Annotated in this window: 3 protein-coding genes; all 3 read left to right on the forward strand. The window is 66.1% G+C overall.

The window, feature by feature from the left end; all coding sequences use genetic code 11:
• Positions 1–1,553 (forward strand): S8 family peptidase (locus tag PLU72_19830; protein HOT30433.1); only part of this gene is annotated, 1,553 nt, incomplete at its 5' end.
• 340 nt (positions 1,554–1,893) lie between these two features.
• Positions 1,894–9,723, forward strand: a complete 7,830-nt coding sequence (locus PLU72_19835) for an SDR family NAD(P)-dependent oxidoreductase (GenBank protein HOT30434.1) — start codon at positions 1,894–1,896, stop codon at positions 9,721–9,723.
• Positions 9,716–13,955: beta-ketoacyl synthase N-terminal-like domain-containing protein (locus PLU72_19840; protein HOT30435.1), on the forward strand; the 4,240-nt coding region annotated here is incomplete at its 3' end. The genes PLU72_19835 and PLU72_19840, both read left to right, overlap by 8 nt.

The raw sequence follows: 13,955 nt of genomic DNA on the forward strand, positions 1-13,955 counted from the left end.
GTCCTCCCAAGAGGACTTGGGCCTTCCTGTGGTCGCGTTGTTCGTACACTCCTGTCGGACTGCTCCTTGGACTGGCATTCTGGACCGGGCCGTCGGCTTTTGCTGTAGGCGAGCCGGTGCCGCCGCTGCCGTTCGAGCCGGTCGACTGGGGAGAGTCCGTCACCAGCCGGGATGCGGCGGTGAGGTCGGCGCGGCCGGACAGGCCGGATGACCCGTTCCTCCCGAAACAGTATTGGCTCGAGAATGTCGGTCAGGCTGACGACAAGGGGCGAACTGGGTTTCCCGGGTGCGATCTGAGAGCATTCGAAGCCTGGAAGCAGTACAAGCCGAAACAGGAGATCGTTCTTGCGATCATCGATTCGGGGCTCGACCTGACCCACGAAGATATCGATCCTTCCTGCCTCTGGACCAACCCCGGCGAGTCAGGCACCGATGCCGAGGGTCGTGACAAGGCATCGAACGGCGTTGATGACGACGGGAATGGGTATATCGACGACGTTCACGGCTGGAACTTCATGAGAAACTCCCCCGACGTACAGGAGGATCAATATCACGGCACGCACGTCGGCGGACTGCTCGTCGCCCGTTCAGACAACGGAACAGGCATCGCGGGGGCGTATCCCGGCCTCAAGGTCATGCTGGTGAAGGTGTTCGGGCTGGGCAACTACTTGTCGTCTGAGAAATTCGCCGAGGCGATCAGATACGCCGCGAACAACGGCGCGAAGGTCCTTTCCAACAGCTACGGCACGCCGTCGTATACGCAGGCCATGCACGATGCGGTGCGCCACTGCCTGTCGAAGGGCGCCCTGTTCGTCTGCGCATCCGGCAATTCTCGCAAGAACATGGATCTCGAGGACGACCGGGACTACCCATCGTGTTTCGGGGTCGAGAACCAGCTTGTCGTGGGGGCCACGAACAACCGCGATTTCTCGACGTTCAGCAATTACGGTTCGATGGTCGAGATCGCGGCACCGGGCGAAGCCATTTTTTCCCTCATGCCGAAGAGCACGTACCGGTCGTTTTCGGGAACCTCGCAGGCCTGCCCGTTGGTTGCTGGCGCGGCATGCTGGGTCTGGGCCATGAACCCCCAGTTCTCCTGGCGGGACGTCAAGGCGCGGCTTCTCGACAGCGCCGATCAGATCGCCGGTCTCGGGCTCTGGGTTCGGGGAGGCCTGCGGTTGAACCTTGCCAACGCCCTGGCTGGAAAGCCGGGAAAGCGTCTTTCCGTCGAAGATTTCAGCCGTTGGCACGAGGAAACGCGCCTCATCGAGACGACGCACCCCTACAAGAACAACGTTTCGCTCACCTGGGATATCGGAATCCCGGGCGCGAAGAAGATGCGACTGCATGTCGCGCGGCTCGGCATCGAGCATTACAGCGACACGCTCATGATCGAGGACGGCGCGGGCCGCGAACTGCAGTTTTTCAACGATTATCGCACCGACTTCTGGACGGACGTGATCCCGACCGGCACCGCCCGCCTGGTTTTCACCTCGAACGACACCTCCACCGATTACGGTTTCACCATCGACCGCGTCCAGTGGTCTGATTGACTCACGCGTTCGTCATTCCCAGCCCCACAGGCCATCTGGGGCGGAAAGCATCTCGATGCGCCAGGGAAAACGTTGCGCCTTTACACCTTTGCGTACGGCGTCGTGCCTTCGTGGCGTAACAAGTTTCGCGTGAGATTTTCCCTCGTCAAAGAGGCGGAGGCGTGATAGAATTCCACGGTCGCGGGAGGGGCTCCGACCGCGATGTCGTGCATTCATTCCTTTTCTGGAGCAGGTTTGCGAAGGATCATCCGTCGCGATCCGCGCACGACGGTGTTTTTCGATTCCCGCGCCGGTATTCAAGCCACCGGTGTGAATCCGCTGAACAGGACGATCGCAGGTCATGAAACGCAACGAACCGATGCACGAACCTCTGGCCATCATTGGTATGAGTTGTCTGTTCCCCAAGGCGCAGTCTCTGCGCGAGTATTGGGCGAACATCCGCAACAAGGTGGATGCCATCACCGACATTCCCGCCACCCACTGGCGGCCGGAAGACTACTACGACAAGGATCCGAAGAAGCCCGACAGCACGTATTCGAAGCGGGGCGGCTTCGTTCCCACGATTACGTTCGATCCGGTCGAGTTCGGCGTTTCCCCGGCTGCTCTCGAGGCAACCGACGCATCGCAGCTGATGGGCCTCGTGGTGGCTCAGGGCGCGATGATCGACGCGGGATACGGCCCGAATCGGGAGTTCGACCGCAACCGGGTCAGCGTCGTGCTGGGCCTCACCGGCACGCTTCAGCTCGTCATTCCTCTCGGTGCCAGGCTTGGGCACCCGGTCTGGCGCAAGGCGCTCAAAGACGCCGGTGTCGACGACGAGATCGCCAATGAAGTCATGGCGAACATCGGCGAGGCGTACGTTCCGTGGCAGGAAAACTCGTTCCCGGGCCTGCTCGGGAACGTTGCGGCCGGGCGCATCGCAAACCGCCTGAATCTCGGCGGCACGAACTGCATCGTCGATGCCGCATGCGGAAGCTCCCTCGGCGCCGTTCACATGGCCGCGATGGAGCTGCACTCCGGGGCCGCCGACATGGTGATCACGGGCGGCGTCGACATGTTCAACGATATCTTCATGTATATGTGCTTCAGCAAAACCCCGGCGCTCTCGCCGTCGGGCGACGCGAAGCCGTTCAGCACCGACGCCGACGGCACGACTCTCGGCGAGGGCGTCGGCATGGTGATTCTCAAGCGTCTCGACAAAGCGAAAGCCGACGGCGACAAGATCTACGCCCTCATCCGGGGCGTCGGCACGTCGAGCGACGGGCGCGGCAAATCGATCTACGCGCCGAGCGACGCCGGCCAAGAGAAGGCTCTGCGGCGCGCTTACGAGAATGCGGGCTTCGGCCCCGAGACGGTCGGCCTCGTCGAGGCCCACGGCACCGGTACCAAGGTCGGCGATGAGGTGGAACTGAAGGCTCTCAGGCGGGTGTACGGCGACGCCGTCGACGGCCGCCCTCGGTGCGGGGTCGGCTCGGTCAAGTCGATGATCGGGCACACCAAGGCTGCCGCCGGGTCGGCCGGCCTCATCAAGGCCGCGATGGCTTTGTATCACAAGACTCTTCCGCCCACGATCAAAGTCAAAGAGCCGGCAGCGATTTTCAAAGATGCAAAATGCCCGTTCTATCTGCTTCTCGAGAAACGGCCCTGGTTCGCCGCGCCGGATTATCCGCGCCGGGCGGCGATCAGCGCGCTCGGGTTCGGCGGCAGCAACTACCACGTCGTACTCGAGGAATACGACCAGACGAAACGCGAGATCGACTGGGACGGCCGCGCCGAGATCGTCGCGTTGTCAGGCGGCACGCCCGCGGCCGTCAGAACCGCCCTTGCCCCCTTCAAGGCGCCGCTGGATTCCGCCGAGCTGCGGAAACTCGCTGCGCAGTCACGGCGCGATTTTCAGGCCGCCCATGCATGCAGGCTCGTGTTCGTCGTCGAAGCGGAGAAGACCGATATAGCGGCCCTCGCCGCAGCCGCCGACGCGAAACTTTCCGCTACACCGCTTCCCGAACGGTTTGCGCTGCCTGACGGCGCATGGTATGAGACGGGAACCAGCGTTGCCCCCCTCGGCGTCGTGTTTCCGGGCCAGGGTGCCCAGTATGTCGATATGGGCCGCGACCTGTGCTGCCTGGTTCCCGAAACGTTCGGCGCGGTCGCGAAGGCCGATGTGACGCTCGGCGAGCTAACCGGCGGGAAACGTCTCGGCGAGCTGGTCTACCCGCCCGCCGCCTACGACGAGGATGCGAAAAAAGCTCAGGAAGACGCGCTGCGCGACACGCGCGTCGCCCAGCCTGCAATCGGCGCCGTCTCGATCGGCTCGTTCCGGGCCCTCGAGAAGTTCGGCCTCAAGCCGGCAGGCCTGATCGGCCACTCGTTCGGCGAACTGACGGCCCTGTGCGCCGCCGGCACGTATGACGAGGAGACCCTGTTCCGGCTGGCCCGCACGCGCGGCGAACTGATGGCGGCCGGCGCGGGCGACCGCGGCGGCATGATCGCCGTCTCGCTCTCGGCCGCCGATGCGGCGGAGGTGATCGCCGGGGAGAAGCTCAGCCTGATCATCGCCAACGAAAACGCTCCGACCCAGATGGTTCTGAGCGGCTCGACGGACGAGATCCGGCGCGCCGCCGAGATCTTCAAGGCCCGCAAGGTCCGGGCGACCGTGCTCCAGGTCGCCGGTGCCTTCCACAGCACGTTCGTGGCGGACGCCGCCGTCCCGTTCAGGGCAGCGGTTGCCGGGGCCTCACTCAAAGCGCCGTCGATTCCGGTTTACGCGAACACGACGGGCACGCCTTACCCCGCCGATGTTGCGGCGATCACCGACCTGCTCGGAAACCAGCTCGCGAATCCGGTCAGATTCATCGCCGGCGTCGAAGCCATGTATGCAGCAGGAATCCGCACGTTCGTCGAAGTCGGCCCCGGAGCGAAGATGAGCGGCCTCGTCAAGTCGATTCTCGGCGATCGTCCGTTCACCTCGATCGGTCTCGACGCAAGCGCGGGCAAGCGGCCCGGCAGCGTCGACCTGGCCCGCACCATCGCGATATGCGCCGCCCTCGGTTATCCGGTTCGGCTGACCCTCTGGGAAAACGGCGAGGAGACCCTCGCCCAAGCCGCCTCCGCGAAGAAGCCCCTCATGGCCGTTCAGCTGTGCGGAGCGAACTATCGGACTCCCCGGCCGCCCCGCGTGAAGAAGCAGTTCCCGGCAAGGCCGGTTGCCGCCCCTGTCGCGTCCCCCCAGCCGGCCCGCCCCAACCCCGTGGAGGCGAATTCCACCCCCGTCCAGGCGCCGGCCGCCATGCCTGCCCCTCAGATACCGTCGCCCCAGACGCCGGCCCGTGCCGCGTTCGAACAGGCGACACCGCGCACGACCGTCGCCGTACCCGGCGCCGCGCGCGACACGATCGCCGCCTTGCAGCAACTGCAGATACAAACGGCAGAACTTCACCGGAAGTTCCTCGAAGGCCAGGAACAGGCGCAGAAAACGCTTCAGCGGCTTCTCGAAATGCAGGCCGGGGGCATGGCCGCCAAGGTGCCGCCGTCGATGACGGCCCCGGTATCCGCTCCTCCGGTCTTCGTTGCGACGACGCCCAGTCCCGCTCCAGCCCATCAGCCCGCGCCCGCAGCCGTGAGCCTGCCCACGCCCGACGCGGCGCCCGGCGTTTCAGCTCCGAGCAAGACAGCGGTTCCGGCCCCGGCGCCCCGCGGCGCAGCGCCCTCCGCTGATATTGCATCTTCTCTCCTTCAGATCGTGAGCGAGAAGACCGGTTACCCGGCCGAGATGCTCAATATCGATATGGATATGGAATCGGATCTGGGCATCGACTCGATCAAGCGCGTCGAGATCATGTCCGGCGTCCAGGAGAAGCTGCCGGGCGCCCCGGTCATCCAGCCCGACCAGCTTGGCAAGCTCCGCACCCTGCGCCAGATCATCGAGTTCATCGGAGCCCAGCCGGCGGCTGCGTCCCGCGCCGCTGCGACCTCTCAGCATCCCGCCCCCACGAAAGCCCAGTCTCGCCCATCCGGCGATATATCGAATGTTATATTGCAGATCGTGAGCGAGAAGACCGGCTATCCGGCCGAAATGCTCAACCTCGACATGGACATGGAGTCGGACCTCGGCATCGACTCGATCAAGCGCGTTGAGATCATGTCCGGCGTCCAGGAGAAGCTGCCGGGCGCCCCGGTCATCCAGCCCGACCAGCTCGGCAAGCTCCGCACCCTGCGCCAGATCATCGAGTTCATCGGCGTCCAGCCCGCGGGCGGCTCTTCGGCTGTAACACAGGCTGCGGCCACCGCGCCGAAGGCGGCACCGGCGGACGATGCAGTTCCCGTCATTCTGCAGATCGTGAGCGAGAAGACCGGCTACCCGGCCGAGATGCTGAACCTCGACATGGACATGGAGTCCGACCTCGGCATCGACTCGATCAAGCGCGTCGAGATCATGTCCGGCGTCCAGGAGAAGCTGCCGGGCGCCCCGGTCATCCAGCCCGACCAGCTCGGCAAGCTCCGCACCCTGCGCCAGATCATCGAGTTCATCGGCGTCCAGCCCGCGGGCGGCTCTTCGGCTGTAACACAGGCTGCGGCCACCGCGCCGAAGGCGGCACCGGCGGACGATGCAGTTCCCGTCATTCTGCAGATCGTGAGCGAGAAGACCGGCTACCCGGCCGAGATGCTGAACCTCGACATGGACATGGAGTCCGACCTCGGCATCGACTCGATCAAGCGCGTCGAGATCATGTCCGGCGTCCAGGAAAAGCTGCCCGCCGCGCCGGTCATCCAGCCCGACCAGCTCGGGAAACTCCGGACGCTGCGTCAGATCATCGAGTTCATCGGCGCTCAGCCTGCCGGGTTTGCTCCGGCGGCATTCGTCGCGGCACCAGCCCGAGCGACCACGCCGACCGCCTCGGCAAATACTATTGTTCAAGTTATTCTTCAAATCGTGAGCGAGAAGACCGGATATCCGGCCGAGATGCTGAACCTCGACATGGACATGGAGTCCGACCTCGGCATCGACTCGATCAAGCGCGTCGAGATCATGTCCGGCGTCCAGGAAAAGCTGCCCGACGCGCCCGTCGTCCAGCCCGATCAGCTCGGGAAACTCCGTTCCCTGCGCCAGATCATCGAGTTCATCGGCGCTCAGCCTGCCGGCGCCGCGCCGGCGGCATCCGTCGCGGCGCCGGCCCGAGCGACCACGCCGGCCGCCGCCTCGGCAAATACTATTGTTGAAGTTATTCTTCAAACCGTGAGCGAGAAGACCGGATATCCGGCCGAGATGCTGAACCTCGACATGGACATGGAGTCCGACCTCGGCATCGACTCGATCAAGCGCGTCGAGATCATGTCCGGCGTCCAGGAAAAGCTGCCCGACGCGCCCGTCGTCCAGCCCGACCAGCTCGGGAAACTCCGCTCCCTGCGCCAGATCATCGAGTTCATCGGAGGTTCACCCGCATCAGAACCGGCCGTTCCGTCACAGACCGCCGTTCAGGAAACCGCGCGCTCCGCCGAAGCGACGTCCGTTGCCGCCGCTTCCCTCGTCGCCGCTTCCGAGGTGCTGCATCGCACCGTCGTCGAGGCGGTCGCGCAGGCTCCGGACGCGACCAGGCAGCCGGTTCGCCTTGCTCCCGGCAGCACCGTTCTGATCACGGACGACGGCACCCCGCTCACGAGACTCATCGCCGTCCAGTTGGCGGCCCGAGGGGTGAAACCGGAAGTCATCCCTTCCGATGTCCCGTTGAATCCGGCGACCACAACGAACGTGTCCGGGCTCATCATCACCGCTCCCCTTCCGCACATGCCGGAAAACGGGCAATGGCCGGAAGCGTCCGAGGTCTTCGCCAAGCGCGCCTTCTTCCTCGCCCAGGCGGCAGGAACGTCGCTGCAGACGATGGCCGGGAAGGGCGACGCGCTGTTCGCGACCGTTTCCCGCATGGACGGAGCGTTCGGTCTGATCAATCCCGACGCCCATGTCGATCCGATCCAGGGCGCTCTCGCCGGTCTCGTGAAAACGGCGGCCCGCGAGTGGACCGGGGTCGCGGCGAAGGCCGTCGATCTCGACAAGGCCCTTCCTGCCGATGAGGCGACGGCGAAACTGCTCGTCGACGAACTGTTCGTGCGCGGCCCGATCGAGTCGGGCATAACGAGCGAGGCCAGGTATGTTCTCGTCGAAACGGACGAAACGATCAACCTGAAGTCCGACGCACAGCCTGTCTGGAAGGCGGATGACATCGTCGTCGTCACGGGCGGAGCTCGAGGCGTGACCGCCTCCGTCGCTGTCGAAATCGCGAAAGCAGGCCGGCCGACGATGGTTCTGTTGGGGAGAAGCCCCGAACCGCAGGCGGAACCAGCCTGGCTGACCGGCATCACCGCCGATTCGGACATCAAGCGCGCGCTCATGATGCATGCCGAAGGCCGCAAGCTGACGCCGAAAGAACTCGAAAAGCAGTATCAGCACGTCATCGCCAACCGTGAGATCATGCATACCCTGAACGCCATCAAAGCGGCGGGCGCACGGTATATCTACCGCTCCGTCGATATCCGCAAGCCTGACGCCGTAGCTCTGTGCATCGCGGAGATTCAGCGCACGGCAGGGCGGATCACAGGCCTGGTTCACGGCGCGGGCGTTCTGCGCGACCGCAGGATCGCCGAAAAAACCCGCGACCAGTTCGACGACGTGTTCGACACGAAGGTCGTGGGACTGCGCAACGTGCTGACCGGTCTTTCCGGCGAGCAGTTGAAGGGGCTCGTTCTGTTCTCGTCCGTCACCGGTCGGTACGGCCGCGTCGGCCAGGTCGATTACGCGATGGCGAACGAAGCTCTGAACAAGATCGCCCAGCAGTGGTCGCAGCTCCATCCCGAGTGCCGCACCGTCTCGATCAACTGGGGGCCCTGGGACGGCGGCATGGTGAACGACGGCCTGCGCAAGCTGTTCCTCGAGGAGGGCGTCGGCCTGATTCCGCTCGAGGCGGGCGCGAAGCATCTCGTGGCCGAGCTGTCGAACGGCGCCGAGAACCAGATCGAGGTCGTGATCATCGGCAGGGCCGGCCTTCCGGAGGCGACCCCCCAGGCCCATTCGCTTCGCCAGACGACTGCGGTGGCGGTTTCACCCGCACCTTCCGCCGGCGTGGTTCCGGCCGTGACGCAGTCGACAGTCGAGGTCCGGTTCGCGACGACGCAGAGCGGCAAACGTCTGAACGCGGTGGCGCCAGCCGCCGCCGCGACGATCGCACCGACCGAATCGAAGCCCGCAACGGCCGACCTGGCCGGTACGCCGTCGACCCCGACCTCGACCGATGCGCCTGCGGCTCTCCGGAAAAAGTTCATCCCCGCGTTCGAGCGGGTCGTCTCCCTTGACAAGGACAGGTTCCTGACGTCCCACATTCTCAACGGCGAGCCGGTCCTTCCGATGGCCGTCATCACCGAGTGGCTCGCGCACGGCGCCCTGCACGAAAACCCCGGCTTCCTGTTCCACGGCTTCGACGACCTGCGGGTCCTGAAGGGGTTCGTCCTGCATGGTGCGGCCCCCCAGACGCTCCGGGTGCATGTCACGAAGGTCCGCGGTCTGGAGGAATATCCCAAAGTCTCGGCGGAGCTGCGCTCGGGAAGTCACGGCAAGGAAATCGTCCACGCGCGCGCCGAGATCGTCCTCGCCGAGAAGCTCCCCGCCGCTCCGGATGTGTCGCTGGCGCCGGATCTGTCCGCCAGGTATCCGATCGGCGTCAGCGATATATATCGAACTGAATTATTTCACGGCCGCATGCTCGAAGGAATCACGGAGGTCGAGGGCTGGTCGCCGAACGGCATCGCCTGCCGCGCCGCATCCGCCCCGCCGCCCGAGCAGTGGATCAGTTCGCCGCCCCGGCCCGCATGGCTGACCGACCCGCTCGTCCTGGACTCGGCGTATCAATTGATGATCCTCTGGACGCGCCGCGTCGCGGGAGCCCCGTCGCTGCCGAATTTCGCGGGAGGATACCGTCAGTATCGTTCGGCCTTCCCGACCGACGGCGTTCGCATCGTCGCCTCGGCCGTGATGTCGGGCACTCTGCTGGCGAAGGCGTCGATCGAGTTCATCGCCGGTGACGGCAGGCTCGTCGCCCGCATGGACGGCTACGAATGCGCCGTCATTCCGACGCTCGAGGACGCGTTCAGACGCAGGGTCCTGGAAGGTGCGGTCCATGCCTGATCAGGACCGGTCCGGTTCCAGCAGCATGGCTGTCGCCGTCGTCGGCGTCGGCGGCATCTTTCCCGGAAGCCGCGATCTCGACCAGTTCTGGGAACTGATACGCTCGGGGAAAAGCGCCGTCCGCGAAATCCCCGACGCGCGCTGGCCAAAGCCGGCTGCAGCGTATCACGATCCCGTCTACGGAAAGCCGGACCGGACGCCTTCCACACGGGCCTGTCTCCTCGATGCGGATGCCATTCCGCTCGAGATTCCGGGACTCCCCGTTTCCCGTCAGGACCTCGAACGGCTCGACCCGCTGTTCGCGCTCACCCTCGCCGCCGGCGCAGCCGCCTGGCGGTCGGCGAAAAGCGAATGGATCGATCCGGCGCGGGTTCCCGTCATCATCGCCAACATCGTTCTTCCGACCGACACGGCGAGCGAACTGACGAGCCGCATCTACGGCCGGGGACTCGAAGCCGCCGCGAGCGGCAGCAAAGCCGGGTTCGCCGGTCTTCCCGAGGCGGCGATCGAGGCGGGTCTGAGTTCGCTGAACCGGCATGCCGCCGGTCTCCCGGCCGGTTTGCTCGCCCGGGCGCTTGGGCTGGGCGGCGGGGCGGTCACCCTCGACGCCGCATGCGCCTCCTCACTGTACGCGATCAAGCTGGCGTGCGAGGAGCTTCGCTCCGGCCGCGCCGACGCGGTGCTGACCGGCGGCGTTTCGCGCCCGTCCTGCCAGTTCACCCAAATGGGGTTCAGCCAGCTGCGGGCCGTATCACCGAGCGGCATCTGCCGCCCGTTCGACGCGTCGGCGGACGGGCTCGTCGTCGGCGAGGGCGCCGGTCTCTTCGTCCTCAAGCGGCTCGACGACGCCATCGCGCAGGGCGACCAGATCCACGGCGTCATCCGGGGCATCGGCCTTGCGAACGACATCGGCGGCAGTCTCGTGGCCCCCGATACGGAAGGCCAGCTGCGGGCGATGCGCGCGGCCTATCTCGAAGCCGGCTGGCAGCCGGACGAGGTCGATCTGATCGAGTGCCACGGCACCGGCACGCCGACGGGCGACCGGGTCGAGTTCAAGAGTCTCGAAGCTCTCTGGCAGGGCCTGAGCGGCCCGACCGGCCGGTGCGTCATCGGATCGGTCAAGTCGAACGTCGGCCACCTGCTGACCGGAGCGGGCGCGGCCGGCATGATGAAGGTGCTGCTTGCACTCCGTCACGGGCAGTTGCCGCCGACCGCCGGTTTCACCAGGTCGACACCTGAATGGGGCATGGAGCGAAGCCCGTTCAGGGTCGAAACCGCCGCGCGGGCGTGGGACCGGCGCGCTCCCGGGAAACCGCGCCGCGCTGCCGTCAGCGCGTTCGGGTTCGGCGGAATCGACGCCCACGTCCTCGTCGAGGAGTGGATTCCAGACGCATATACACCTTCGGCTATCGAATCTTCGTTCATCGGTCCCGAACCGGTCGCCATCGTCGGCATCGACGCGCATTTCGGCCCCCTCGAAGGGAAGCGGGCGTTCCAGGAGGCGGCGTTCGCCGGGAAACCGGCCGCCCGGCCCCGACCGGCGGGCAGGCACCCGTTCGAAAGCGGCGATGCACGCTGGAAGAACGGCGCCTACCTCAACGACCGAAGGATCGGGATGGGCCGTTTTCGCATCTCGCCGAAGGAGCTTCCCGAGATCCTGCCGCAGCAGCTCGTCATGCTCGAAACCGTCGATGGCGCCCTCGCCGACGCCCTCGGTTCGAAAACCGAGCCCGTGCGGTGGGGGGTGTTCACGGGCATCGGCCTCGATTACAACAGTACGAATTTCGCGTTACGGTGGCGTCTCGAACCCGACGCGCAGGACTGGGCCGCGCGGCCCGACGCCGACCGTCTGGAAGAGATCCGCGACGCCGCCTCCCCGGCGCTGAACGCCGAGCGAACGGTCGGCGCCCTCGGCGGAATCGTCGCGAGCCGGGTCGCCCGGGAGTTTCACGTCGGCGGCCCGTCGCACACCTTCTCGAGCGAGGAAAACTCCGGCCTTCGCGCGCTCGAGGCCGGTCGTCGCGCCCTTCAGCGCGGCGATATAGATCTAGCTATAGCAGGCGCGGTCGATCTCGCCGGCGATCTCCGCCACCTCTGGGCCGTCGACCGCCACAGGCCCTACGGAAAGAACGGCGCGTCGGTGCCGTTCGATGCGTCGTCCGACGGTCCAATGCCCGGCGAGGGCGCCGTCGCGCTCGTCCTCAAGCGGCTTTCGGATGCCCGTCGCGACGGCGACCGTGTTTACGCCATCGTCCGGGGGTTCGGCACGGCGTCTTCGACGGATCCCGACTTTTCGACCGGCCGGCCCGACGGCAAAGCCGCCCGTCAGGCACTCGAGCGGGCCTACGGCGACGCAGGTGTCTCCCCGTCTGCCATCAGCCTCCTCGAGGTGAACGCGTGCGGCAATCCTGCCGAAGATCAGCTCGAAGCGGCCGTCCTGGCGGAATTTTTCCGTCCTCCCGCCGCGTCCCAACCGGCGGCGTTCGACGCGGCCGGCCCGCGCTGCGCGCTCGCCGGCTTGAAAGCGGTCATCGGCCATACGGGCTGCGCGGCCGGACTAGCCTCGGTCGCCCGGGCGGCGCTCTGCCTGTATCATTCGATGCTCCCCGCCATGCCGGGGCTCAACGTGCCCTGCGCCGAGCTGGCCCCCGCATCGGATCACTTCTTTACGCCACACCGGGCGCAGTTCTGGCAGCACAACCGCGAGGACGGCCCCCGGTATGCCGGCGTCAACAGTTTCTCGAGCGATGGCACCGTCGCCCACGTCGTCCTCGAAGCCGCGGAACCCGCCGAGAACGTTCATCCCTCCGTGGTCTCGGCGATGAATGCCGAACGGCGATTCCCGCTCGGAACGCTTTCCGAAGCGGTTTTTCCCCTTTCCGCCGGCGCCCCGGAGGCGATGGCGGCGGAGATCGCGAAACTCGAGACGCTGGCGCGCACCGCGGGAAAAACGTCTTCCGCCGTTCCGGTGTCTGAGATCGCCCGAGCGTGGCTTGCGGCGTCGAGGCCGAAGGACTCCGATAATAATATTTTTTCATCTATTGTATCTGGGTCGATTGATGACCTGCTGCAGAAAACCGGGGCGCTTCGCGAACATCTCCGGCTCGATCCGAAGCGGTCCCTTTCGGGCGGCCCCGTCGTCGGCGACCGCGTGTTCTACGGAGCCAGTCCGCTCGCACGGGAAGGGCACGTCGCGTTCGTCTTTCCCGGCTCGGGCAACCACTACCTCGGCATGGGCCTCGACACGGGCGCGGCCTGGCCGCACTTGCTGCGCGCGCTCGACCGGGAGAACCTGCGTCTGAAGACGCAGTTCGCGACGCGGCTCGTCGCGCCCTGGCGCCTGGCGTGGCCGGATGGCTGGGAGCGGGAAGCCGATGCGGCGCTACTGGCGGACCACAACTCGCTCGTCTTCGGCCACGTCTCATACTGCGCGCTCGTCAGCGACGTCGTGCGGCAGTTCGGCGTCGAGCCGCGCGCCGTGATCGGCTACAGCCTCGGCGAGACGGCCGGCAACTTCGCCACACGCACCTGGCGCGACCGTGACGAAATGGTCGAGCGAATGCGCCGACTGACCCTGTTCACGAAGGACCTCATCGGCCGCTGCGAGGCGGTCCGCGCCTCCTGGGGCTGGAGCGACGACGACCCGCGCGAGGTCGACTGGGTGCTCGGGCTGGTCGACAGGCCGGTCGCCGACGTCGAAGCCCGCATCGCCGACCACCCGCAGGTGTACATCCTGATCGTCAACACGCCCGGCGAGTGCGTGGTCGGCGGCAACCGGCAGGCCCTCGAGGCGTTCGTCAAGAGCCTCGGCTGCGCATTTTTCCCCATCGAAGGCGTCTCCTCGGTCCATTCGCCTGCGGCAAAGCCGGTCGGCGACATCTATCGCAGCCTGCACGTGTATGACTGCACGCCGCCGGATGGCGTCTCGTTCTACAGCAGCGGTTGGGGCCGCAGGTTCACCCCCGAGAAGAACGTCTCGGCCGACTCGATCCTCGCCCAGGCGATCGGCACGATCAACTTTCCGGCCGGCATCGAGGCCGCCTACGCGGACGGCGCGCGCATCTTCCTCGAGATGGGGCCGCGCGCCTCCTGTTCGCGCATGATCGGCCGGATTCTCGGAGATCGCCGCCACCTGGCCCGGTCGGTCTCGATGAGCGGTCACGACGAAACGAGCACGATCCTGCGCGTGCTCGCCGGCCGCCTCGACCTCGATGCCGGCCGCCTGAGCACCA

The organism is Candidatus Ozemobacteraceae bacterium, assembly GCA_035373905.1.
In the GTDB taxonomy this organism is placed as follows: domain Bacteria; phylum Muiribacteriota; class Ozemobacteria; order Ozemobacterales; family Ozemobacteraceae; genus MWAR01.

Bases quoted from the DNA above. Each gene is read 5' to 3' on its own strand.
- PLU72_19835 (HOT30434.1), top strand. From the start codon at position 1,894: ATGAAACGCAACGAACCGATGCACGAACCTCTGGCCATCATTGGTATG.